This window comes from Mesorhizobium sp. M0496, assembly GCF_040321205.1.
GTDB lineage: Bacteria > Pseudomonadota > Alphaproteobacteria > Rhizobiales > Rhizobiaceae > Mesorhizobium.
The window spans coordinates 1-22,642 of sequence record NZ_JAMYRC010000028.1; the positions used below are offsets into that span (position 1 = coordinate 1).

Annotated in this window: 24 protein-coding genes and 2 pseudogenes; 13 read left to right on the forward strand and 13 right to left on the reverse strand. The window is 60.2% G+C overall.

Annotation, left to right across the window (positions count from 1 at the left end; genetic code table 11):
* Positions 1-502 precede the first annotated feature (502 nt).
* Both panB and panC read left to right on the forward strand, forming a co-directional pair.
* Positions 503-1,327, forward strand: a complete 825-nt coding sequence (panB, locus tag NKI73_RS21710; protein WP_352632938.1) for a 3-methyl-2-oxobutanoate hydroxymethyltransferase — start codon at positions 503-505, stop codon at positions 1,325-1,327.
* Between the two features lie 16 nt (positions 1,328-1,343).
* The gene (gene panC, locus NKI73_RS21715) at positions 1,344-2,234 is read left to right on the forward strand and encodes a pantoate--beta-alanine ligase (RefSeq protein WP_352632939.1); all 891 of its coding nucleotides are present in this window, start codon (positions 1,344-1,346) and stop codon (positions 2,232-2,234) included.
* Between the two features lie 151 nt (positions 2,235-2,385).
* Here panC and bioZ read toward each other — a convergent pair whose 3' ends face one another.
* The 5 genes from bioZ to bioB are packed head-to-tail and all read right to left on the reverse strand — an operon-like array spanning position 2,386 to position 7,412.
* Positions 2,386-3,369, reverse strand: a complete 984-nt coding sequence (gene bioZ, locus NKI73_RS21720; RefSeq protein WP_352632940.1) for a 3-oxopimeloyl-[acyl-carrier-protein] synthase BioZ — start codon at positions 3,367-3,369, stop codon at positions 2,386-2,388.
* Positions 3,366-4,631 (reverse strand): adenosylmethionine--8-amino-7-oxononanoate transaminase, encoded by a 1,266-nt coding sequence (locus NKI73_RS21725; RefSeq protein ID WP_352632941.1) that lies wholly within the window; start codon positions 4,629-4,631, stop codon positions 3,366-3,368. Before NKI73_RS21725 ends, bioZ begins: the two co-directional genes overlap by 4 nt.
* Entirely contained in the window at positions 4,628-5,266 is a 639-nt protein-coding gene (bioD, locus tag NKI73_RS21730) for a dethiobiotin synthase (protein ID WP_352632942.1), read from the reverse strand. The genes NKI73_RS21725 and bioD overlap by 4 nt, the downstream gene beginning before the upstream one ends.
* Entirely contained in the window at positions 5,263-6,411 is a 1,149-nt protein-coding gene (locus NKI73_RS21735) for an 8-amino-7-oxononanoate synthase (protein WP_352632943.1), read from the reverse strand. The genes bioD and NKI73_RS21735 overlap by 4 nt, the downstream gene beginning before the upstream one ends.
* A complete protein-coding gene (gene bioB, locus NKI73_RS21740) occupies positions 6,408-7,412 on the reverse strand; it encodes a biotin synthase BioB (protein WP_352632944.1) in 1,005 nt (334 codons plus the stop codon). The genes NKI73_RS21735 and bioB overlap by 4 nt, the downstream gene beginning before the upstream one ends.
* A 275-nt stretch (positions 7,413-7,687) precedes the next feature.
* On the opposite strand from bioB, the gene NKI73_RS21745 reads away from it, so the two are divergent.
* Together NKI73_RS21745 and NKI73_RS21750 are read left to right on the forward strand one after the other, a co-directional pair.
* Positions 7,688-8,473: a GGDEF domain-containing protein gene (locus NKI73_RS21745; protein ID WP_352632945.1), complete on the forward strand. Its 786-nt coding sequence runs from the start codon at positions 7,688-7,690 to the stop codon at positions 8,471-8,473.
* Positions 8,474-9,233: 760 nt separating this feature from the next.
* Positions 9,234-9,446: a cold-shock protein gene (locus NKI73_RS21750; protein WP_023749661.1), complete on the forward strand. Its 213-nt coding sequence runs from the start codon at positions 9,234-9,236 to the stop codon at positions 9,444-9,446.
* A gap of 246 nt (positions 9,447-9,692) precedes the next feature.
* On the opposite strand, the gene NKI73_RS21755 is transcribed toward NKI73_RS21750, so the two are convergent.
* The 3 genes from NKI73_RS21755 to NKI73_RS21765 form a co-directional block, all read right to left on the reverse strand.
* The gene (locus NKI73_RS21755; RefSeq protein ID WP_352632946.1) at positions 9,693-10,157 is read right to left on the reverse strand and encodes a Ros/MucR family transcriptional regulator; all 465 of its coding nucleotides are present in this window, start codon (positions 10,155-10,157) and stop codon (positions 9,693-9,695) included.
* The gene (locus tag NKI73_RS21760; RefSeq protein WP_352632947.1) at positions 10,154-10,414 is read right to left on the reverse strand and encodes a hypothetical protein; all 261 of its coding nucleotides are present in this window, start codon (positions 10,412-10,414) and stop codon (positions 10,154-10,156) included. The genes NKI73_RS21755 and NKI73_RS21760 overlap by 4 nt, the downstream gene beginning before the upstream one ends.
* A 385-nt stretch (positions 10,415-10,799) precedes the next feature.
* Complete coding sequence (locus NKI73_RS21765; RefSeq protein ID WP_352632948.1) at positions 10,800-11,102, reverse strand: hypothetical protein; 303 nt, start codon at positions 11,100-11,102, stop codon at positions 10,800-10,802.
* Positions 11,103-12,472: 1,370 nt separating this feature from the next.
* Here NKI73_RS21765 and NKI73_RS21770 point away from each other — a divergent pair.
* Entirely contained in the window at positions 12,473-12,772 is a 300-nt protein-coding gene (locus NKI73_RS21770; protein ID WP_352632949.1) for a hypothetical protein, read from the forward strand.
* Here the strand turns inward: NKI73_RS21770 and NKI73_RS21775 are convergent.
* The 3 genes and pseudogenes from NKI73_RS21775 to NKI73_RS21785 all read right to left on the reverse strand — a co-directional run bounded on the left by NKI73_RS21775 (position 12,757) and on the right by NKI73_RS21785 (position 16,459).
* Entirely contained in the window at positions 12,757-13,908 is a 1,152-nt protein-coding gene (locus NKI73_RS21775) for a porin (RefSeq protein ID WP_352632950.1), read from the reverse strand. The genes NKI73_RS21770 and NKI73_RS21775 overlap by 16 nt on opposite strands.
* A 318-nt stretch (positions 13,909-14,226) precedes the next feature.
* Positions 14,227-14,886: an antitoxin Xre/MbcA/ParS-like domain-containing protein gene (locus NKI73_RS21780; protein WP_352632951.1), complete on the reverse strand. Its 660-nt coding sequence runs from the start codon at positions 14,884-14,886 to the stop codon at positions 14,227-14,229.
* 624 nt (positions 14,887-15,510) lie between these two features.
* A pseudogene (locus NKI73_RS21785) lies at positions 15,511-16,459 on the reverse strand (NUDIX hydrolase).
* Positions 16,460-17,259: 800 nt separating this feature from the next.
* On the opposite strand from NKI73_RS21785, the gene NKI73_RS21790 reads away from it, so the two are divergent.
* A complete protein-coding gene (locus tag NKI73_RS21790) occupies positions 17,260-17,511 on the forward strand; it encodes a DUF309 domain-containing protein (RefSeq protein WP_352632952.1) in 252 nt (83 codons plus the stop codon).
* A gap of 261 nt (positions 17,512-17,772) precedes the next feature.
* On the opposite strand, the pseudogene nadA reads toward NKI73_RS21790, so the two are convergent.
* Positions 17,773-17,978, reverse strand: a pseudogene (gene nadA, locus NKI73_RS21795) (quinolinate synthase NadA); the annotation flags it as partial.
* Positions 17,979-18,041: 63 nt separating this feature from the next.
* Positions 18,042-19,004, reverse strand: coding sequence for an NUDIX hydrolase (locus NKI73_RS21800; protein ID WP_352632953.1), 963 nt, complete (start codon positions 19,002-19,004; stop codon positions 18,042-18,044).
* Between the two features lie 282 nt (positions 19,005-19,286).
* Here NKI73_RS21800 and NKI73_RS33685 point away from each other — a divergent pair, with 282 nt between their 5' ends.
* From NKI73_RS33685 to NKI73_RS21835, 7 genes are all read left to right on the forward strand, one after another.
* Entirely contained in the window at positions 19,287-19,436 is a 150-nt protein-coding gene (locus NKI73_RS33685; RefSeq protein ID WP_502909582.1) for a hypothetical protein, read from the forward strand.
* Between the two features lie 300 nt (positions 19,437-19,736).
* Positions 19,737-20,201: a cold-shock protein gene (locus NKI73_RS21810; RefSeq protein ID WP_352632954.1), complete on the forward strand. Its 465-nt coding sequence runs from the start codon at positions 19,737-19,739 to the stop codon at positions 20,199-20,201.
* Positions 20,182-20,334, forward strand: a complete 153-nt coding sequence (locus tag NKI73_RS21815) for a cold-shock protein (RefSeq protein WP_352633011.1) — start codon at positions 20,182-20,184, stop codon at positions 20,332-20,334. The genes NKI73_RS21810 and NKI73_RS21815 overlap by 20 nt, the downstream gene beginning before the upstream one ends.
* 432 nt (positions 20,335-20,766) lie before the next feature.
* Positions 20,767-20,970, forward strand: coding sequence for a hypothetical protein (locus tag NKI73_RS21820; protein WP_352632955.1), 204 nt, complete (start codon positions 20,767-20,769; stop codon positions 20,968-20,970).
* A 592-nt stretch (positions 20,971-21,562) separates the two neighbouring features.
* Complete coding sequence (locus NKI73_RS21825; protein ID WP_352632956.1) at positions 21,563-21,688, forward strand: hypothetical protein; 126 nt, start codon at positions 21,563-21,565, stop codon at positions 21,686-21,688.
* Entirely contained in the window at positions 21,685-21,945 is a 261-nt protein-coding gene (locus tag NKI73_RS21830; protein WP_352632957.1) for a hypothetical protein, read from the forward strand. Before NKI73_RS21825 ends, NKI73_RS21830 begins: the two co-directional genes overlap by 4 nt.
* Before the next feature lie 381 nt (positions 21,946-22,326).
* Positions 22,327-22,395, forward strand: coding sequence for a hypothetical protein (locus NKI73_RS21835; protein ID WP_352633012.1), 69 nt, complete (start codon positions 22,327-22,329; stop codon positions 22,393-22,395).
* Positions 22,396-22,642 lie beyond the last annotated feature (247 nt).

Genomic DNA, 22,642 nt, shown 5'->3' on the forward strand with positions numbered 1-22,642 from the left:
GATCGATGCTCCAGCGCGAACGGCCCCGAGGGCAGGCAATCCCCCTGCCCGATGGTGAGAACCGCTGGTTCACCGTCATTGACGGCCACGACAACGGCAATCAGCTCCGCTTCGACTTTTTTGGCCTTGGCGGCGGCCCTGCCGTTGCGTGTTGATTTTGGGTGATCGTCCATGGTTGCCTGGGTTGGGCAGTGAGAAGCTTCTCAATCGATTTAACCAGCGTGTAGCAGCCCCTTTAGCCTGTCAACACCACACTCTCCGTAAAGGCCTAGACCTTCGGTCTACACAAGAGTGTCGCAAACGCGAAGCCGCTCGGCAGTGACGCCAGGGAAGTGGACTGGGCGCTTAGGGGCCCCCCGCTTTCAGACTCGTGCTCATTCGAAGCGGCGTCGCAGCTTGCGGAATAAATAGTCAGCAAATTATTATGCACTGCAATTTCTTCTTCGCATCTGCACAAATTTGTGGCAGATGGCTTCGGGTTGACCTTACGTGAGAGAAGTTGGTGAGCGCAACGCGAGCAATCAGGGCCTTGACCCCACCGGACATTGCGGCACGCAAGGGTGGGACGCCGCTGGTCTGTCTGACTGCCTATACAACGCCCATTGCACAACTGGTCGATGCTCACTGCGATGTGGTGCTTGTCGGTGACAGCGTCGGCATGGTGCTTCACGGGTTGCCTTCGACGCTCGGCGTCACGCTCGAAATGATGATCCTGCACGGCCAGGCTGTGCGGCGGGGCCTCGAACGGGCGCTGATGGTCGTCGACATGCCGTTCGGCTCCTATGAGGAAAGTCCTGAACAGGCTTTTCGCAATGCTGGTCGCGTGATGGCGCAAACTGGCTGCGCGGCGGTTAAGCTCGAAGGCGGCGAAAGCATGGCCGCGACCATACGCTTCCTTGCTATGCGTGGCGTGCCGGTGATGGCTCATGTGGGGCTGACGCCGCAGGCGGTGAATGCACTCGGCGGCTACCGCGTCCAGGGGCGGGGCGACGATGCCGATCGCATCCAGCGTGATGCGGTCGCGGTCGCCGAAGCAGGCGCCTTTGCGGTCGTGCTGGAGAAGACACCTGAAGCCCTGGCGCGGCGGATCACGCAGGAGATCGCGATCCCGACCATCGACATTGGCGCCTCGCCGGCCTGCGACGGCCAGATCCTCGTCGTTGACGATATGCTGGGCCTGTTCGGCGCCTTTCGTCCAAAATTCGTCAAGCGGTACGCCGAACTGGGCGAGGCGGCTTCCGCGGCAGTCTCGGCCTACTCGCATGACGTTCGTGAGCGCCGCTTTCCAGCGGCAGAACACGTGTTCGGGGACGAGCCGAAGACCTGAAAAGAGGAGATCCAACGTGGGCATTCCCATTATTCGGACAGTTGCTGAACTGCGCAGCATAGTTGCCGTGTGGCGCCGGGATAGTTTGAAGGTGGCGGTCGTGCCGACCATGGGCGCTCTCCACGAGGGTCACCTCAGCCTTGTGCGTGCCGCCCTCGCAAAGGCTGATCGGGTGATCGTCACGCTCTTTGTCAATCCGAAGCAGTTCAACAGCCCGGCGGATCTGATCGCCTATCCGCGAACCGAGTATGACGATGCCGCCAAACTGGCGCCGCTCCGCGCCCACATCCTCTATGCGCCCGACGCGGCGGATGTGTATCCGCAAGGTTTTGCCACGACGGTTTCGGTGAGTGCGGTGAGCGAGGGGCTTTGCGGCGCGTTCCGGCCTGGCCATTTCGACGGGGTGGCGACCGTCGTCACCAAGCTTTGTCTCCAGACCGGTGCCGATATGGCATTCTTTGGCGAGAAGGATTTCCAGCAATTGCATGTGGTGCGGCGGCTTGTTCGCGATCTCGACATTCCCATCAAGATCGTCGCCTGCCCGACGGTGCGTGAAGGTGATGGGCTGGCGATGTCCTCGCGCAACGCGCGGCTGTCGGCTGCGGAACGGCGCGCGGCACCCCGCCTTGCCGAAATCTTGTTCGAAACTGCCCGGCGGCTGAACTGCGAAGATTGCATCGATCGTGTGCTCGATGAGGCACGGCAGGCCATCCTTGCTGCAGGCTTTTCGCAGGTCGAGTATCTTGAGCTGCGGTCAGGCGAGGACCTGGCTGTCATCGCCATCCCCAACCGACCGGCGCGACTGCTCGTCGCCGCCTCGCTTGGCCAGACGCGGCTGATCGACAATGTCGAAGTGTGGTCGCCAGGCTCGGTACAAGGTTTCGTGCAGGCCGCCGCCGCAGCGTGATGTTCTTCGCTGCTCTCCCAGCAAGCAAGGAGCGCCTCCAAGGTTCTCGTCACGCCGGGCGCTGCCGCATTGGGATGTGCCCTGCACACCACCGGCGACAATCCACGCAGCCAATGGGCGCCTGAGTTGCTGCCCGCCCTCTAGTCTTAGTCTAGACGCCGATCACGAGCGCGCCGCCGGTAAGCCCGGCTCCGGCCGCGGCGAGCAGAAGCCTTTCGCCCGGCGCAAGCGGGTTGGCCTGATGGGAGAGGGACAGCGACAGCGCAATTGTCGCGGCAGAGGAATTGCCGAACTCTGCAATGCTTCTCACCACCTTCTCAGGGCCAATATCGAGCTTGTCGGCGACGGCATCGAGAATGCGGGCGTTGGCCTGGTGTGGAACAAACCGATCCACGGACTGAGCTGAAACGTTCGCTATTTCCAGCGCCTCGACCGAACAGCGCGCCATCATCTCGACCGCCTTGGCGAACACGGCGCGTCCATCGGCGATTGTCATGCGGGTTTCGGCTATGTCGAAATCTCCGCCAAACGGCCGGCTGCTGCCGCCTGCCGGGATCTGAATCAGGCCATAACCCGATCCGTCGGAATCCAGCGAAGCGCCGAGGACACCGTGATACGGATCGGACGACGGGACCAGCAAGAGCGCGCCCGCGGCGTCGGCGAACAGCACCGCGCTGGCACGTTCGGCTGGGTTGATGCGGCGGCTCAGAATATTGGCGGCAATGACCAGCGCCGGCTTGCCGTGCGTGCGCACGAAGGCGTCGGCGAAAGTAAGCGCATAAACGAAACCGGCGCAGGCGCCGGCAAGATCGACCGCGCCGGCATGAGCAAGGCCCAGACGATGCGCGACCAGCGGCGCGCTTGGCGGCAGCAGATGATCGGGCGTCGATGTTGCCAGTAGCAGAAGGCCGATCGCGGCGCGGTCGGTGCCAGCCATGTCCAGCGCCATATCTCCCGCCTGCCCGGCCAGGCCCGATAACGTGTCGGAAGGCTCGGCCCAGCGGCGTGACCGGATGCCAGTCCGCCTCTCGATCCAGCCGGCTTCCAGGCCAAGCGAGGCCTCGATTTCGGCATTCGGCACGGTCCGCGCCGGCGCGTGGTGGCCGAGACCGATGATCTTCGCGCCTCGGATCATCCGGCTTGCCCAACAAGGTCGGCGGCCTCGTCGATCGCATCATGCAAGCGACCAAGCTCGCTGGCGCTTACGCAGTAGGGCGGCAGGAGATAAATTACATTGCCGAGCGGGCGTACCAGGAGATCGCGCTCAAGGAAGAAAGCGCGCAGCTTCGGGCCGATTTCAGCCAGGTAGCCGGAGTTGGCGACCGCCAGTTCGAAGGCGGCAACCGTGCCGGTCACCCGGACATCGGCGAAGCGGGGATCTCCGGCAAAGCGGCGAGCCCCTTCGGCCTGCAGTCGCGAGAGGGTTGTGACGCGCTCCATGACCGGCTCGTCGCGCCAGACTGCGATGTTGGCAAGTGCGGCCGCGCAGGCGATCGGATTGGCGGTATAGGAGCTCGAATGAAAGAAGGTGCGGCTGCGATCCGGCGAATAGTAGGCCCGAAAGATGGCGTCGGTGGCGAGCGTGGCGGCAAGCGGGATCGCGCCGCCGGTCAGCCCTTTCGACGTGCACAATATGTCGGGCGCAATAGCTGCTTGCTCGCAGGCAAACAGGGTGCCTGTCCGGCCCCAGCCGGTCATCACCTCATCGGCGATGAACAGCGTCCCGGAGGCCGCGGCGATACGTTTCAATTCGGCCAGGATGCTTGGCGAATACATCCGCATGCCGCCTGCGCCCAGGACCAGCGGTTCTACGATCAGCGCCGCCGCCTTGCGATCACGGCTGAACGCCTCGAAAGCGTCGAGCGTTTCCTGCTCGCGGCCCGCGGCAGGGAAAGGGATGGTGTCGACGTGGAAGAGCAGGGGTTCGTAGGCGGCGTTGAAGACGCCGCGGGCGCCGACGCTCATCGTCCCGATTGTGTCGCCGTGATAACTCGATTCCATCACAACGATACGCGAGCGCGGCGCGCCGATGTTGCGGAAATAGCCAAGCGCCATTTTGAGCGCCACTTCGACACTGGTCGAGCCGCTGTCGGAATAGAACACCCAGTCCAGACCCTTCGGCGCCAGGCCGATGAGCGCGCTCGCCAGCTCTTCGGCGGGCGCGTGGGTGAGACCGGCAAATATGATCTGGTCGAGCGTTTCGGCAGTTGAGCGGATTGCCTCGACGATTGCGGGATGGCGATGGCCGTGGGTCACCACCCACCATGAGGATATCGCGTCGAGAATGCGCCTTCCGTCATCCGTCTGCAGGTAGGCGCCTTCCGTCCGAACAATGTTCGGCAGCGCCGGTTCGACGGCGTGCTGGGTAAAGGGATGCCAGACGGCCGAGCGGCTCATGCGCTGGCCTGCTGAAAAGGCACCATGTCGAAATGCGCTGCCATGGCCGACAGGAGAGTGTCGGGCGCCAGCGGATCGAGGAAAGGCAAGCGACCAAGCACACGCACCTTGCCGATCGCAGCGATCGTGCATTCAGTGTCGGGCATAGGGTCACCAATGAACGCTATGCCCAAAAGCGGAATGTCGCGGCGGCGCAGCGCCTCGATCGATAGAAGCGTGTGGTTGATCGTGCCGAGCGCCGTGCGCGCACAAAGCACGACCGGCGCGCGCCAGCGGGCGAACATGTCAATGAACAGGAAGTTGCGCGTGAGCGGCACCATGAGACCGCCAGCTCCCTCGACGATCAGCGGACGCGCCATTATGGGCAGAACGAGGCGGTCGGGATCGATCAAAGCGCCATCGAGTTCGGCGGCGCGATGCGGCGAGAGCGGTCGCACGAGCCGCCAGGCTTCCGGGACGATCCGATCTGGGGGCAGCTCCGCGAGCCTGGCTACCGTCTGGGTATCGGTTTCGCCGTCGAGCCCCGACTGCACCGGTTTCCAGTAGGCGCCATTGAGCAGGCCGGCCAGACCAGCCGCTATAACCGTCTTGCCGATTCCGGTGTCCGTGCCGGTGATGACGAAGGTTTGGCTCATGCCGCCATTCGCTCCCATTCCTCTGCCAGTGCCTTGATCATCGCAGCGACGTCGGCCTGCTCGACATTGAGCGTCAGCGAAATCCTGAGCCGCGCGGTGCCTTCAGGCACGGTTGGCGGGCGGATACCGCGCACGTCGAAGCCGCGCGCCTGCAGCGAGTGGGCGAGCGCCATGGCGCGGGCGTTGTCGCCCACGATCACCGGAAGGATCTGCGAGCCGCTCGGTGTGATTGCGCAGCGGGCTTCGATCTCCCGGCCGGCGAAGGCGACGAGTGCTGCCAGCCGCTCGCGGCGCTCGGGTTCGTCACGTAGGATGGCGAGCGCCTCGGTTGCAGCGACCGCCATAAGCGGCGAGGGGGCGGTGGCATAGATGAACGGTCGGCAACGGTTGATGAGATAGTCGCCGATTACCTTGGGTCCGGTCACCAGCGCGCCGGAGGCGCCGAGCGCCTTCCCGCAAGTGTGCAACAGGACAACGTTGTCGCGGCCTTCGAGGTCGTGCGCAAGGCCGCGTCCGTCGGGACCATACACGCCGGTGGCATGCGCCTCGTCGATCAGGAGGAATGCGTCGTGACCGTCGGCAAGTGCTGCCAGATCAGCAAGGGGCGCGCGGTCGCCGTCCATGGAATAGAGGCTCTCGACCACGATCCACGGGCGGCCGGTGCCGCCCGAACGGCGCCACGCCAAGATGGCGTCTTCGAAGCCGTCGACGTCATTATGTGGGACCTCCGCCACCGCCGCCCGGCCAGCCCGCGCGCCCTCATGGGCGCTGGCATGGATGAGTGCGTCAAGCACGACGAGGTCACCCTTTTGGGGAAGGGTCGTCAGGACGGCGAAATTCGCGACATAGCCCCCGCTGAAGAAAAGCGCACGTTCGACACCGAAGAAGCGCGCCGCTTCGGCTTCAAGCGTCTCGTGCTCGGGCGTATTGCCGCGCAACAGGCGAGACCCCGTGGCGCCGATCGGCGTGCCGGCAGCGAGTGCTGCTGCGACGGCTTTGGCCAGGCGCGGCGAGGCTGCCAATCCGAGATAATCATTGGAGGCGAAATCGAGGCCGGTACGCGGCGACAGCGCGCGCAAACGGTTCTTGCGCGCAAGCCCGCTTAGCGTCGTCTCGTAACGGTCGAGCAAGCCCCCTGCGCTCACCGGGCGGAAAGCTCCATTGGTTCAATACCGAGCTTACGAAACAGGGCAGTGTCCTTATCCTCACTCGGATTGTCCGCCGTCAGCAGCGTATCGCCGACAAAGACCGAATTGGCGCCGGCAAACAAGCACAGCGCCTGCATCTCCTCGCTCATTGCCGTGCGGCCGGCCGACAGGCGAACATGGGATTGCGGCATCAGGATACGGGCGAGCGCAATCGTGCGGACGAATTCGATCGGCTCTATCGGCTGCGCCTCACCAAGCGGTGTGCCTTTAATCGGTATCAGCATGTTGATCGGAACGCTGTCGGGCGGCTCCGGCAGATTGGCAAGGGTCACCAGCATGTCCACGCGGTCAGCCAGTTCCTCGCCCATGCCGACAATGCCGCCGCAGCAGACTTTGATGCCGCTGTCGCGAACATTGTCCAATGTTTCGAGCCGGTCGGCGAACGAGCGCGTCGTAATGACTTCGCCGTAGTAGCGCTCGGACGTATCGATCTTGTGATTGTAGTAGTCGAGCCCTGCCGTCTTCAGTTGCTGAGCCTGCTCAAGATTGAGCATGCCAAGCGTCATGCAGGTTTCCATGCCGAGCGCCTTGACGCCTTCGACCATTGCGACCACCGCGTCCATGTCGCGCCCTTTGGGGCTGCGCCAAGCCGCGCCCATGCAATAGCGCGTCGCACCCATATCGCGCGCCTTGCGGGCTTCCTCGATGACGCGTTCGACCGCCATCAGCTTGGAGGCCTTCAGTCCGGAATTGTGATGCGCGGACTGGCTGCAATAACCACAATCCTCGGGGCAGCCGCCGGTCTTGATGCTCAGCAGCCGGCTGAGCTGAACGCGGTTGGGATCAAAGTTCGCACGATGGACGCAATGTGCGCGAAACAGCAGTTCGTTGAAGGGAGACTCGTAGAGGGCCCGGGCTTCGGCTTGGCTCCACAGGCGGCGGCTTCTGGCAGCTCCCCTACCTGCGGTCGAACCTTCCGTGGGCGAAACAAGCGTCATGATTTCCCCTATCCGTGAGCAGGCCCGCGCTGTTTACAGCAGGCGGCGGGTTTTTCCAGCCGAAATCTGAAATTCACTGCGGGTCAAAATGTCATTTCCCTCCGCCAGCATAATGGGCCCAAGAACCGACCGAGGCGAAGTGTCGGCAGGACGCGGGCGCATTTGCTCGACCTGGCCTTGAGGACCCTGCCGGTTCGGCTCCTCGCCGGTGTGTCCAGAACAATCCTAATCAAGCTGGTAACATGTCATTCAGCCGGACTGTCTATAGCAACACTATGACGCCGCGCAGCAAACGGATTCTGGGCAAATCTACAGTCGTGACGATAATTGCAGTCGTCGCGACTTTCGGGCTGTCGTTCACGGCAAGACTTGGCCTGCAGATGCCGATCGACTGGCTGAGTTGGGTGGAATGCACCGTCATCCCGATTCTCATCGGATTGCCCGTTAGCGCCTTTATTTTCACCCAGGGGGAAACGATCCAGGAAACATGCGACAAGTTGGAGAAATCATACACAGCCCTGAGGGACGCACATGATAGGCTGACCTTCGTGACCAGTCACGACCCGATGACGGGCCTTCTCAGTCGCGGTGAATTTATCGCAAGGATGGACAGAAAGCGTGACGAAGGTGAATGCGACACACTGCTCCTGATCGATCCGGATCACTTTTCCATGATAAACGACCAACACGGCCATTCCAAAGGTGACGAGGCTTTGGTTCGAATTGCAAAGGCGCTCGTTTATCTGACACGCCCGGGAGACTCGATCGGTCGTCTTGGCGGAGAAGAGTTTGGTGTGTTGCTACGCAGCGCGCGTAAAGAGCAGGCAGGTACCATCGCGGAAAACATACGCCGTCTTATCGAGGCGGGCCCGATGGCGAAAGGCCAACAGGACGGCGTGAAAGTGACTGTCAGCATCGGCGGCGCGGAAATCTCTCCCGATGCAGATGCTCAAGACGTCCTTCGCACCGCCGGACGCTGCCTTTTTGAAGCGAAACAGCGTGGACGAAATCGTGTTTCGTTCGACTATGAATCGGCCAAATTGCGGGCCGTGACGCCATAACCCAGCTTAGGCCCAGCCTGACGCGGGCAGAGTGTTGCCTGATGGGCCTGCTTTCGGCCTGCCCATCTGCACGACCAGCCCCAGCCAGATCACAAGCCGCACAGCCTTGCGGACCGTTTTTCCAGTAGACGGCATTGTTGGAGCCGTCTCCCAAGTGACACAAAAAAGCCCGCTCCATTGTCTGGAGCAGGCCTTTATGTGCGGTACTCAGAACCGTGCCGCTGCGCGAAAGATAGAAGCGAATGGTAAACACCGACTGAAGGTCGATGCCGTTTTGATGGCCTTTGAGCTTCCGGCCCTGCCAGCCGACAAAGCTGGCGAGTTGACAGCCTGCTCAATGCAGGCCGAACTCGCGCAATCCCTCCCCTCGCGATAGCGCATAAACCGGCTTTCGCTGCGCTCGCGCGGCCGCGGCAAGTCAACGGTGATGAAGCCGCGCCGCGCCGACCTTATCGCAGCACCCTGTCGGCGAGATAGATCGCCTAACTCGAGTTCATGGGGAACGATGACCACGGATCGGCAGCCACTCGCTGCTTTCAATCCAGCTCCGCCACGCGGGATGTTCGGTTACCCGGCAAACGGCTGCCCAGCAATTGCGCAGGCTCGCGATGTTGTCTTTAACTGACCGGTCGTGACGCCATCCGAGAATGCCGGGTCTTGCAATTTTTTCTTTGCTGCGTCTAATTCCAATGCCTTGATCTGAACCGGCCTGGCACAACTGCCAGGCCACACTGCAATTGTTACGAAGGAATACGTAGATATGGCGACCGGCACCGTGAAGTGGTTCAACAGCACCAAGGGATTTGGATTCATCCAGCCCGACAATGGTGGTCAGGACGTTTTCGTCCACATTTCCGCTGTCGAACGCGCGGGCCTCTCGACCCTCGCTGACGGCCAGAAGATCAATTATGAGATCGAGCAGGACCGCCGCACCGGCAAGTCTTCTGCTGGCAGCCTCAGCAAAGCCGGCTGAGTTTTCTGCTGCGTCCCGGCAAGAGCCGGACGCGGCAGGTCCCGGATGTACTGGCGACCGCTCGACAAGAGCGAGCAAGGACATGGCTAAACCGCAAGGCCGGGGCAGCAGATTGCTGCAAGGGCGTTGCGAATTCCTATGAAATAGAGTCGTTCGAAGGGAAAGGCGGGGCTGGTCCCGCCTTTTGATTCCGCGCAGATTACGCCAATGGCTGCTGCCCACCAGAACGAAGCCCAAAGATTGATGTCAGGCTGCGGCCTTCTTGCGCGTCTGTTTCTTGGGCGCCGTCGCTTCCGCCTCTTTCGGTTTGCGGCCGAGACCCATCGTCTTGGCCAACGCCGAGCGCGTGGCGGCGTAGTTCGGCGCGACCATGGGATAATCCGAAGGCAGACTCCATTTGGCACGATATTCGTCCGGCGTCAGCCCATAGCGGCTCGACAGATGGCGCTTGAGCGACTTGAATTTCTTCCCGTCGTCAAGGCAGATGATGTAGTCCGGCGTCACTGACTTCCTGATCGGCACAGCAGGCTTGAGAGCCTCCGTCATTTCTGCGGGAACGTTGCCAATCGTGCCTTTCAGTGCTGCGTGCACTTGGCCGATCAGCGCAGGAAGATCGCTCACCGGGACCGGATTGTTGGAGACATAGGCTGAGACGACATCGGCGGTGAGCTCGATGAGGGCGTCGATGTTGTTGTCGGCTTCTTCTGTCATGAAAAATCTCCGGGTGGGCTGAAAGACAGTCGGCGAAGTGTTGCTTCATAGTGGCGGTTGTCGGTGGAAGCAACAAAACCCCGACAAATGCTAACCGAGATAAGCATGATCAGACGGTTGGCGACGCGACCTGCCAGCAGGCTCATTGGCGTTGCGGCAGCAGGGCTGAACCAGCCGCCTGTTGCTTGCCCCTGCTCCTCTTCGGGTGGCGGGCCTTTTGCTTTCGGCGTCACCGCTTCTCGATGATCGATCGCCAACTGTCCGCGTCCGCATCCCGAGCTTGTCAAATATGGAAAGCGAGCGTGCCGGTTTGCCGCGGCGCCATGGCCCTGAGCCTGCCTGGCGGCCGGGCCCATGTTTCGGCCAATCATCTCGACGGTGACGAGGCGTAACGATGAAATGTCTCGCGAGCAAGGTGAGTTGGTGCATCGCGCGGAACGCCTCCGTGGCGCGCCCCGAAGTCGTGATCATATACGGCTCGTACGCGTCCTCAACTGCCGCAGCTTTCATCGGCTCCGCACTTCGCCATCCGGGCTTGGGACACTGCCTGCTCTGCTTCCGTGCAAAGTCCGCGATGGCGGCTCGATTCCTCGGCCGAGACGCCATTTTTGGGCGGCAATTCCAGCGCCGGCCCTGAACGGATCATGCCGCATATCTCTTGGATTCCCCATCGTCGTGGCCCCGCTTAACCCGGCCGGGCCTCCCGACCGCCGGATCGATAATGATGATCGCCTCTGGAGAATTGTTCTTGTTGTCGAGCGCGACGGTCTCCACCGTCTTGCCGTGTTCGACTCTTTGCCAATGGCCGGCACGCGGCCGAGCGATGTCATGGGCGTCGCAGGCCTGCGCGACGTGCTGGTCCCTGACGCCATGTAGTCTTGCGATCTCGGTCATCGGTTTCGACCAGACAAGCCCATGAAGCTCGGCACGCGTCATTTTCAGCATGTTTCTTTCCGCTCGCATCAGTCATGAGCAACGCCAGTCAGCCTGTCGACACGACGAGGTCCCCTGCCTTATCTGCACCGTGTGAAGTTTTTTGGGTCGCTCAGGCCGCGTCACCCCAGCCTATCTTCCTCCACCTCCAACAGCGAAGCATTCAATCCTAATTCGTGAAGCATGGAGAAAACAAAAATTTGACTGGCAACCCAGGCTTCTGCGGCGCCGAGTTTCCCTGGATGCGAGAGCCAAACAGCCCAACCCACTGCGGAATGCTTGCTGCCTAGATCTCGCTCCAACCGGCCGAGCGCCCTCTGCGGTGCAGCTGTCAATCCGGACTTTCCGACGCCAAACGTCGCCGCATCCGTTCACGGCTCAATCGTGATTGTCCATTCCACCGCCGTCGCTTCCTCTCCAGACAAAGCGACGGTGATGGAATGCGCAGGCCTGACAACCCGTGTCCAACCCAGAGAAGTTTCCACTCGCGTCCTTACGGGCGCGATACAAAGGGCACAGGCTGAACCTGGCTGCCGGGAGCAGGGCTTGTCGACCGCTGGATCGAAAGCGCGAGACGAGGAGGACAACCAGCCGCGGCAACGAATGACAATTGCACGACGTGATTCCATCCTTCGTGCGCGACCACAGGAGAGGCCACGTGACGGAACTGACAAAACATCTCGGCACCGTGATGGTGAAGTCGGACGGCACCGTCCTGTCGGCTCCCGGGCGCATCAGGATACGGCGGCGCGGTGGCTCGGCACGGCGCCTCAGAATGTCGAGACGAATTTCTGGCTCCGCTGGACGCTGGATGCCTCGTTCCCTAACCTGAAAGGCACGTCCGCTTTGGCGTTTTGCGCTCAAAAGGAATCGTTTAGTCTTTCTCCGGCTGGCGTTCTGGTGGGACATTCTATCCGCCTTGTCTGCAGAGGAAACTATGAAGAGACTATTGTTTGCATTTGCATTTTCGGTGGCGACATCGGGAGCGTTCGCTTCCGGGCTTGGTGTCTCATTTGAATGGGGACCTACGAAAAGGCAACAAATCGGCACCAGAATGAATATGGCCGCGCGAACTGACAGACGCGTCAACTATCGGCATCTCGCATGGTCGGTGGCAGTGGACTTGGCGCGAGATCCGCCCACCGTGCTAGCGCGGTTCCCCATCAACGTCGTCGCGGTTTCGCTTGGCGAGAAAAACGCCCGCGTGTGGCAGAATATATCGGCAATCCGATCTCAATAAAAGTCGAGGAGATCGGCGAAAGCGCTTTCGATACCGCCGGCAGGGAACGCCTAACTTTCCAAGGGCGGGAAGCTGGTCCAGGACGGCGGCGCGGACCTCTTGCCGGCCGGGCATCGGGTGGCCGGATGCTGGATCGAGGCCTTTGCTTTTCAACGTTGAACTGCCGCCAGCGCCGTTTTGCGGGCATGGAAGAGCGGTCCGCCGCACAGTTGCGCGCGATCCATCTCGCTTCCGCGAGCCTGATGATAACGCACAAAAAAAGGGCGCCCGGGAACTGGGCGCCCTTCTCATCGACGAAATGCTCGGATTGGAGGTCCGTGATCAAGCAATCCGCCGACAACCTCTTCGAACCTCACCACAATGGTTCAGCCGCAAACTGAAGGCTCGCAGTTACCGCTTCGAACGCAGCAACGGGCCCTTCAATCCTCAGAACGAGCGCTGAAAGCGGAGGAAACCGCCAACGTTGTTCTTCTTGTCGGCAGCGGTCCAGTTGCCGTACGGGGTGCCGTCGTTGAAGTGACCATAGTGATCGTAGTCAACTTCCGCGGTCATCGTGAGGCCAGAGACGATGTCGTAGGCAACGTTCGCCGCCACGCCATAATTCTTGTCCTGGTCACCCGAAACCTGCAAGTTGAACGAGGTCTTCTCGTTGAACTTGTAGGTGCCACCGCCCCACACAGCCCAGTGACCGCCCCACTGCTTGTAGAAGCCGCGACCGCTGGCAAAGTCGACATAGTTGTCGTCAGTGCCGTAGCCGGCCATGATGAACAGCGACAGCGCGTCGTTGACGTTGACGTCCAACCGAACCTTGCCGGCCCATTCTTCGTAGTTGCTGTCATAGGCGACGACGCCGGTGATGGCGCCCCAGCCCTGCGTATACTTCACGCCACCGACGACATGCGGAACATAGCTGTCGATCGTGCCCACGTAAAAGACATTGTTGGTGTCCACCGAACCTTCTTCGAGTGAAACAACCGCCGAGAAGCCGTTGCCAGCATCGAAGTTGTACTGGACGACGTTGGTATAGAAATCACCGTACGGAACGATCGTATCGTTGATCACGTTGCCGGCGTAGCCGATGAACGAATCGAAGGCTGAATCGTCCAAACCGACGCGAAGGCCGCCGAGTTGGATCCAAGCCTTATTCAACGTAGCGCCCTTGTTGTGAGCGGGATTGCCGTCGTCCCCAGCGTAGTAGGCCGAGTTACCGAAGTTGAAGCGGGATTCGGTGTAGGTCTTCAACGTGCCGAGTTCGGTTTCCTGGCCCGTCCAGGTCTTCAGCGAGAATCGGGCGTTCTTGTGCCAAGTGCCCTGGTCCTTGCCGTTGAGAACGTCTGTCGAACGTGCGCCATCGAAGCTGCCGACATCGCCAGCGCTGATGTCGTAACGGACATAACCGCCGATGCGCAGGCAGGTTTCGGTGCCGGGGATGTAGAAGTAGCCCGAGCCATAGACGTCGCAGATCTTGACGTATTCGGCCGGTTCCGGCTCGGCGACGACGACGGCGTCGGCGGCCCGCGCACCGGAAACTGCGATCAGGGCCGCAGCTGAGCCGAGAAGAAGGCTCTTGATGTTCATGCTTGATCTCCATTCATTGATTTGACAAGGGCGAGGACGTCGATGGACGAACCGCTCCCTGTCCCCACGATCGAAAAAGATGCGCATCGCGATGCATCCTTCCCTGCTCGAACGCTATTCACCGGGCGAATTAGTGCAAGTTCAAATTCCGTTTGCCGGACACATAACGAAGTATCAGTTGCATTTTTATCACTAAATACTCGGAATTACTTGCACAAATTGTACAACTATACATTTGCACAAATCGCACAATTGGTACATTCGCTGTTTGCGCACGTATAGAATGTGCGCGAGCAGCCACCGGCGTCCGGCCAATCGTCAGATCGATCCAACCAGAGAAACAGCCTGGGCGGCCGATGAAACAACTTCTGTGTTCATACCTTCTCTGAGCAATTCGATAGGGACGCGACCCTTGAGAAGAGGCGAGGGGCTGATCAGCCACAGCCAAGCCAATCTGGGATCGGAGATCGAGGAAAGGACCTGCCTGATTCCGGGCATAGGCCTGCCGTCGATGAACTGAGCTAGGGGAAATACATGCTTACGGGAGCCTCTCCGAAAGGCAACCACATCATTGTGCCGCTGCCACCAATGCAGCGTGGACCGCGGTATTCCAAAACGTCTCTCGAGATGCGTCGACCCCGCAACTGGACCGGCCCACTCTGCAATGCGCGCGCCTTCTCTCGGACAATCTTTCAGAACCGGATGCCCGAGCGGATGATCGGCTGCCCGGGGTCGCGAAGCGATCTCACCCGCCTGGGCGTTTAGCCGTCGCGCTGCTTCGGCCTCGAGCCTACCAAGAAATTCGGCGGCCACGGCGGTCGTATCGTTGGAAGGAGAACCCGAAGGCGCAAAAAAAGCAACCTTGTCACCCTGCTTCGCCTCATCGCATTGGGCAAGAATGCGCTGCACCTCCCTCATGACAAAGCTTGAAAGCTCGGTCTGGCGCTTTTCATCCCCAAGATCACTCGACGCGGACATATGTGGCTTTCCCAATAGCATTCCCTCAGCAAGCCGCCGAAAGAGCGTTGAAGACACGAAGTTTGGGGGACGGCGATGTGTTGCGTTTTCGTATGCTCGCAACCTAGCAGCCGTCTTGCGGCTTCAACTTGTGCCTCTCAATAAAAAAAGGGAAGAACATCAATGGACGACCGTCTTGCCCCCACGATCGAAACAGACGCACATCGCAGTGCATGCTTCACAGCGCGAAGCTATCCGTGACGCTCATTTGTGCAAGTTCAAAGTTTATCTTGCAAGCTTTGTATAATTAGACGTTGCTTTTATGCAACAATGTGCCAAGTGTTACTTGCACAAATCGCACGTATTGCACATTTGGACGAACTGTACATTCGACCGAGACTTTGACGCACGCATTTACTGGCGGTATACATCCTTCACCATTGCCGCAAGGCATTGGCCCGGCGCGCGGCACCTCCTTCATGACAAAGGGTAAAAGCCCGTCCTCGGGCGTTTCATTTCCAAGATCACTTCATCCACTCATACGGGCTTCCGGAGCGAGACCGTGGCTTCGGACGGTGCAAAGGAATATCCCGTTATAATCGAATTGATTATAAGGACATATTTCTACGTTGAGTATAAAGGATGTCAAGCCCGCGCCAGCGGTAATTTTGTCCCGGCGACCGCCGTTTCGTAGAGGACATCTTGGCGGAAGCGATAAAGCTTCGCCGACCGACCGCCGGTATCAAAAGCACTTTCGCCGGTCTCCTCCACCAGTTCCTGCTGCTCCATCAACCGGCGAAAGTTCTGCTTATTGATGAGCCTGCCGGCGAGCGCTTCCACGGTCCGCTGCAGTTGCAGCAGCGTGAAGGCCGATGGCATCAGCTCGAAGACGACGGGCCTGTATTTGATCTTCGAACGCAAGCGCGCAATGGCTGTGGCCAAGATGCGGCGGTGATCACCAATCATCGATTCGCCTAGCATCGAGGCACGCGCGGCCGACCGCCTGTTGCGCGTTGCATCTTCCACGAGGCGTGCTTCGTAGAGCAGTTCATAGCGGCTCAGAGCCAATTCTTCATTCCATGACCGGCCCTCGAGGCCGAACGCAACCGTGGCTTGACGCCGGCGCTTCATGCGGATCGCGCTTTCTGCCCAAGCGAGAAGGCGCGGCGATATCGTGTTCTCAATTATCGGGGGCGTTCCGAAGCGATGGTCTTCCCAAGGGAAGTATTGGTACCAGCTTCGCCAAACGCACCCCTGCGTGCCAGTAGCGTCGTCTTTGCGGGTCAACGCCAGATAGCTAATCGAGATAATCCGCTGCTGGTCAACCTCATCGACGCGATCCCGGTCGGCGAACGTATAAAGCTGCTCGATGTAGCCCAGTGGATGCCTATTCCAGCCAGTCTCTCAATCCGGTCTGAAGCGATCGGCGTTCAAACGCGAAGGGCCCTGATGGTAGGGTATCACCCTGTCCCATCGTGAGGGCTAGTGGTTCCCCGTCGTTTACAGCCACGACTACGGCAATCAGGTCCACTCTGACGTCATTTGCCATGCTGGTGGTTGTGTCTTTCCTTGTTCCCTTTGCCCGCTCGACCATGGTTCCAAAAAACGTTGCGAGAATTCAGAATAGCACCTTACGGGATCCTAATAGGCCAGCGGGTGCCGCACATCTAATCGGAAACCGAGATTCACCTACAGGCATGGGAAACGCCTCGTCAGGCCTGTGACGGCCAATTGAGATTCGCGATTGTGGCCCTCAGGAAAGAGCGAGCAGCGGCCTCGCTCTTTCCTGCCTTCTATCGCCTTGGTCGGTAGTGACGAGGACGGCGCCTAGCCCTCGGCTGCAGATAGGGCCGTCAGTATCTTGTCTTCGGAACGGCGGTCGCGACTGCCGCCGTTGGCACATTTCGGCTGTGGAGCGAGCGGGTCTTTCGATCCTTATCGAGGGTCGGACGATCAACTACGAAATCCAGCAGGATCGCCGACGGGCAAAATCCTCCGCCGGACTCTCAGCAAGGTACGCCAACCGTCCCTTGCGCTCCATCCGGACCAGGCGGATGGCAAAGGCATGTGCCGACCCGCCGCAGCGCCCTCGGGCCCCACCGAAGACATCAAAGCGGTATGTGCGCGGGGCGGGCTCGTATTCGGCAAATCGGACTGCGCGGCGTCCAACTCGTCAACTCACCGGCTATCGAAAACCTTCCAAGGAGAATGCAGGGCGGTGTCCCGTCAGATTCCATGTGACATGAATTGCCGTCAACGTGCGTTCGTGATTGCTGAGTCTATGTCACGTCCTCGCTTGCTGCCCGAAAAGGGTTCCCGAGCTACGCATACCTACCTGGCAAAAATCCACATCCGGTTCGTGACCCATTGGGTCACAGTTACCAAAGCGACCCGGTGACCGTTGTTGGCGTCGAGGAAGCTCTTAGCTCAAACGTGTTCCGATGGGGAATCGACCTTTTCAATCACGGCTATTACTTGGAAGCTCACGAAGCCTGGGAGCCTCTTTGGCACGCTGCGAAACAAAGCGCTCAGCATCGGCTGTTCTTCAAGGGATTGATCCTGTTGGCGGCGGCCGGGGTGAAGATCCGCGAAGGAAAGCAGGTCGCCGCCGCGCGCCATGCGGCAAAGGCCGAACGGGGTCTTTGAGACTCGGGATGACACCTGCCGCGCTTGCAGTATATGCCGCAGCGGCCCGTAACTTCCCCGGCTGTTTTGCGAGAGCCGATTGCCACAGTGCTCTCGGCGGACTTGGGGAGTTGCGAATGTCGTCTAGGCGGATAGCATGCCTTCGTCCACCTGCTCCCAGGCATTCTCCAACGGTTTCTTTGCCGTCGCAAGCCACGAGACTGAAGCGGCTCACCGCCGACGCCTTGCCCACGCTCCTGATCTCTTGTCCTGCCTTGCGGGCAAGATCAGGCTGTCGCCGACGATGTCTGCGACCCAGTGGAAGTTTCCGGTGTCTGGTAGTTGTGCGCCAGGATGACGGCGTTTCGGCGCCGCTTCAAATCGAGGATGGCGTCGATATCGTCGACGAAAGTCAGCCATTCGGCTGGCGGGATCACGCGCCGGACGCGATCGTACAGGGAAGCGCCCGAAAGCAGCACGGTGCTCATCGAGCCCTCCGATTATATTCCAACTGAATATAACGCGTATATATTCGTGGAGAGTATAAGCGGTCAACCCCGTGCCAGCGGCAATTTTGTCCCGGCTATCACCCTCTCGTCGAGAACAGCGTGGCGGAAGCGAAAAAGTTGCGCCGGCCGGCCGCCGGTTTCCGCGGTCGTCTCACCGGTCTCTTCGACCAGCTCCTGCTGTTCGATCAGGCGGCGAAAGTTCGGCTTCCGCACGAGCCTGCCGGCGAGTGCCTCCACCGTGCGCTGCAGCTGCAAAAGCGTGAAGATCGGCGGCATCAGTTCGAATACGACCGGCCGGTATTTGATCTTGGAGCGTAGCCGCGCAATGCCCGTTGCCAGGATACGACGATGATCGGCGATCATCGATCTGCCCGACACCGAGGTGGACGCCGCCGAATATCCGCCGCGTATTGCTTCCTCCACCAGGGCGGCTTCGTAGAGCAGCTCATAACGTTGAAGCGCGAGTTCCTCGTTCCAATGGCGGTCGTCAAAGCCGAAGGCGATCGCCGCCCGCCGTCGTCGGTCGAGGCGTGTCGTGCCGTCGTCAGTGCCATCCGCCCATTCCATCAGGCGCGGCCGCAATTCGTCCAGCACGACCGCCGGTGTGCCGGAGCGGTGATCCTCCCACGGGAAATAGTCGTACCAGCTTCCCCAGTGTGGCCCGGCCGAGCCGCCAGCTTCGTCTTGGTGGGTGAGCGCCAGATAGCTGATAGAGATCACGCGGTCATCAGCGCCAACCCGGTCGCGATCGGCGAAGGTGTAGAGCTGTTCGATATAGCCGAGCGGCTGGCCCGTCTGCTGTTCCACCCATCCCCTGAGGCCCGACTGCAGCGAACGGTGAGTAAGCTCGAACGGGCCCGAGGGCAGGGCGTTTGCCTGCGGGATGGTCAGAACGCAGGGGGCGCTGGAGTCCATGGCGACCACGACGGCGATCAAATCCGCATTGACGTCGTTGGCCTTGCCTCCAGCTCCGCCTTTCCTGATCCCTTTTGCGCGATCGTCCATGGTCCCCGACGTTGTTGGGCAGAGCGCTGCCGCGTAGGCGGCTGAACCGATTTAATTTGGTTTTGTCTGATAATTGTCGACGCGCGTCAACACCAAGCGTCGTGGCGATTTTAGCTGGTCACAGCTGCACCAAAATATGCGAAGCGCGACACCCGTGTTGGTAACGTTGGGGAAGGAAACGGCCATTATGGCGGTGGCTGACGCCAAGGCGATCACACCGGATGTCCGTTCGGGCAAAGGTGGGGGACGCCGCTCGTCTGCCTGACGGCCTATACCACGCCGATTCCAAAGCTCGTCGATCGACATTGCGACATTATCCACGTCGGCCACAGCGGCATGGTTCTCCACGGCTTGGCGTCGACGCTGGGCGTGACGCTCAAGATGATGATCATGCGGAGTCTGCCCTGCGCTGTGGCCTGGGGCCGGCGCTGATGGTCGTCGACCCGCCCCGTTCGGTTCTAAGAAAACCCGGAGCGGGCTTTCCGCAATGCCTGATAAGGCCCTTCCAGTTCGCCCGCGCCGCCATCATCGCATTCGCACTCCAGCACTACCTATGCGAGTCAGTAAATCGACTCGCCGGCACTATTGTTTCAGGGGAAATGAATCTAGTTTTAAAGGGTTCGGCCGGTAGGCCGGGCACAGCTGCGGCCATCACGGCCTTTTAAACGCGTCGCCCGATTGAGATTATCTTGACGGTAGCGTAGTGCGCCATCCATGCCAGTCGAGATGATCATGGGCAAATATCGAGACCATCGCGAGCCACGCGGGCATCGCCATGAAGATGACCCCGTTTCCTTTTCGGAAAGGACCTCCGAGCCAAGCTACTTTCAGCGCCCGGCGCCCGTCACCGCACACCCTGTCGACGCGGAGGTATTGTGGTTCACAGTCAGCAAGGGTTTTGGCTTCGTCAAACTGTCGGTCGGCAGGGAGGCCTATCTGCACGTGCGAGTGCTAGACGCGGCCGGAAGCCGGGATGTTGCCGCGGGGACGCCTCTCAAGTTCACGGTCGAAAAAAGTCCAAAAGGTCATCAAGTCGCGCAGGTGCTGGAGATCGGCGATCACATCGCGAAAACTCCGTCACATACGCGCTTCGTTGAAGGGACCATCGTCGAGACGGGTGCGCAGCTAGAGAGCGGGGCACGTCAAGTGGTACAAACCCGACAAGGGCTTCGGCTTCATTGCTCCCGACAACGGTGAGAAGGACGTCTTCCTTCATGCCAGCACCCTGACCCGCTCAGGGCTCAGCGTGCTGGTGGAGGGACAGAAGGTGTTTGTCAAATGCGGGCAAGGCAAGAAAGGCTTGGAAGTCCGGAGCATTCGCCTCGCCTAGACGGCGATGCATCGCCCATGGCCCGGAACTGCCGCTCCGCTCATACAAAGAAAAAGCCACTGCCAGGCGGAGGTGACAGCGCGCTTGATTTGAATGCATCGCGGGAGGATGTGCGCCGCATTCAGCGCCCGCATCACATCTGGGAGGACTAGATCTTCGAAGACAGGATCATATCCAAACGCAAATTATTGCAATGCACAATTTGCCCATCGCACAGGCGCAGGCGTTACCTAGCCGGGCGGCATGATCGGATCTGCCAAGAAAGAGGAATCCGCGCAGGCTCTGCTGGGCGGTGCAGCTGGCCGCGCGAGCTATGGACCAATTTGGTATGGGCATTTTCGAAGAAGATGCTCTTTACAAGAACCTGCCATGGGCAGCTAATCATTGTGGGCTCAAAGAGGGGATGGTTGGGAACCCGGGAGGAGATGATCGATGGACTACGAACTTGGTATTCGCAATCAAGATGACGATCGGCCTTACGAGCTTACCTCCTTCGCCAAAAAGCATGGCCTGACGCTTCCGATTGCGGATGCCGTACTGTTTGCAAAAGGGCCCTCTCGAACGGCGTGTGACACCGCTGCTTTGGCTTTCCTCTGCGCCGTCGCCACATATGCCAGGAAACAATCGGCGCGCTAGTTTTCGTCGAGAAAATCCCAGTAGCGAAGCGTGGCGCAAGTCCGGTTCGCTTGGCAGGTGGCTGATACTGCCGATCCGGCCGCCTTCAGCCGGCCGATCGAAAACTCATCTTCGGGCAAGAGAAGCCCGAGCGCCGGCTTGAGATTGCAACGCTAGCGGCTTTGCGACGAGCTGGATGCCGATGTATCAATCATCCATGAGTTCGTTCCTACATGAAGGCCGGCTCTTTGAGCCGGCCCTTCCCTTATTAGCGTCGGCAGGCGATCCGGCTGGCGTCCAACGGCGAAGTCCTCACCTCGGACCAGCCTCAACGCGACGACCATTCTTACCAAGTGACTATCAGCTCCGTCGAAGCCGACATTCGCGAGGTCAACAACGATCAATGGTGATGGCCCGCATCTTTCGTGTTCACAAGGTCACCGTCGGTCGCATCGGTGCCGAGGTCAGAACAGAAGTTCGCTGATTGTTCTGTCAGGGCCCGTTTTCAGAGCAACGTACGCGCTGGGCCCGATGTCAGTCTCGTAGGGCTTCCAGGCGCCGATTTGGCCGGTTAGGCTTTGCAGGGGCGCGAACAACCGGATGAACGAACGGCATGATGCTGGAAAAACTGCGCGCCTATTGGGGCTTTAGCCCCACCGTCAATAGGAACGTCGCCCTGGTCGAAGGCTTTCTGAAGGGCAAGCGCTTCGCCGACCTGGCGCAGGAACATGGCTTGTGACAACGAGGGTGCGCCAAATCATCGAAAGGGCCGATCGGTTCGTGGGCGGCGGCATTCTGACCGAGGCTAAACCGTCCAAGACCTCGCCTCGAACCGAATTCATGGCCGACTATCCGTATGTGTGGAACCTGGCCCAGATGCACAGGCTCGGCAGGGTCACTCCGCACCATTTTTTTAGGGAGTTGGAACGCGCGGGATCGCTGGAGCGCCTGATTGACAAGATGAAGCGGTTGCCGAGCCGCGCACGAACAACATGAGTTGGTGCGCCTCGTTTGGCTAAAGAAGAAGGGCGAGAGCCCATGGCCTGCAATGAAGCGATCAAGCATTGCGATCGTGCAACCAGGCTACCCGGTCGACCATCCGGACCGCGGCCTTCGGTGCCAGCTCGCCTTGGGACCGGCTTTTCAGCAATTGTTTGAGCGCGCAGCGGAATCCGGTGGACCGAGGACGAGATAGCCTGTGCGCTCCTCGAGCTCGCTCGCGTGCGTCTCAAGGGACAGCAACCGAGCGGGGCGTTATTTGATCGGTATGGTACCTGAGGCATGGAATTTAGCCATATTGCCAAAACAGCTATTTCAAGGGGTCAAGATGGAGAGCCAGGATGACCAGCTTCCGACCTCGACAACAAGTCCGGCGAGGTGGTCGAGGCGGCATACCGAGGACCTGTGGAGATCACAAAGCGCGGCAGCGCAAATTTGTGCTCCTGACCGGAGCAGGTCGACCGATTGTCCGGACGAAGCGCACAGCGAGCGTATCGTGTCGAAGAGCTCAAGGGAGCCGAGCGTGATGAAATTCTCGCTGGCTTGGACGCCGTCACCTTGAGGGATAGCGGAGAATGACGGAGCCTGAACACGGCCACCTCATTTTCTATTCCTACCTGTGGGCGCGAGAATTCGATCGCGGTGAAGAAACTGGCCGAAAGGTCGGCCGACTTGCGTGATGGTAATCGTCGCA

Bases quoted from the DNA above. Each gene is read 5' to 3' on its own strand.
- bioZ (WP_352632940.1), bottom strand. From the start codon at position 3,369: ATGATCCGAGGCGCGAAGATCATCGGTCTCGGCCACCACGCGCCGGCG.
- NKI73_RS21725 (WP_352632941.1), bottom strand. From the start codon at position 4,631: ATGAGCCGCTCGGCCGTCTGGCATCCCTTTACCCAGCACGCCGTCGAA.
- bioD (WP_352632942.1), bottom strand. From the start codon at position 5,266: ATGAGCCAAACCTTCGTCATCACCGGCACGGACACCGGAATCGGCAAG.
- bioB (WP_352632944.1), bottom strand. From the start codon at position 7,412: ATGACGCTTGTTTCGCCCACGGAAGGTTCGACCGCAGGTAGGGGAGCT.
- NKI73_RS21745 (WP_352632945.1), top strand. From the start codon at position 7,688: ATGACGCCGCGCAGCAAACGGATTCTGGGCAAATCTACAGTCGTGACG.
- NKI73_RS21750 (WP_023749661.1), top strand. From the start codon at position 9,234: ATGGCGACCGGCACCGTGAAGTGGTTCAACAGCACCAAGGGATTTGGA.
- NKI73_RS21755 (WP_352632946.1), bottom strand. From the start codon at position 10,157: ATGACAGAAGAAGCCGACAACAACATCGACGCCCTCATCGAGCTCACC.
- NKI73_RS21765 (WP_352632948.1), bottom strand. From the start codon at position 11,102: ATGCTGAAAATGACGCGTGCCGAGCTTCATGGGCTTGTCTGGTCGAAA.
- NKI73_RS21775 (WP_352632950.1), bottom strand. From the start codon at position 13,908: ATGAACATCAAGAGCCTTCTTCTCGGCTCAGCTGCGGCCCTGATCGCA.
- NKI73_RS21780 (WP_352632951.1), bottom strand. From the start codon at position 14,886: ATGTCCGCGTCGAGTGATCTTGGGGATGAAAAGCGCCAGACCGAGCTT.
- NKI73_RS21800 (WP_352632953.1), bottom strand. From the start codon at position 19,004: ATGGACGATCGCGCAAAAGGGATCAGGAAAGGCGGAGCTGGAGGCAAG.
- NKI73_RS21810 (WP_352632954.1), top strand. From the start codon at position 19,737: ATGGGCAAATATCGAGACCATCGCGAGCCACGCGGGCATCGCCATGAA.
- NKI73_RS21820 (WP_352632955.1), top strand. From the start codon at position 20,767: ATGGACTACGAACTTGGTATTCGCAATCAAGATGACGATCGGCCTTAC.
- NKI73_RS21825 (WP_352632956.1), top strand. From the start codon at position 21,563: ATGATGCTGGAAAAACTGCGCGCCTATTGGGGCTTTAGCCCCACCGTC.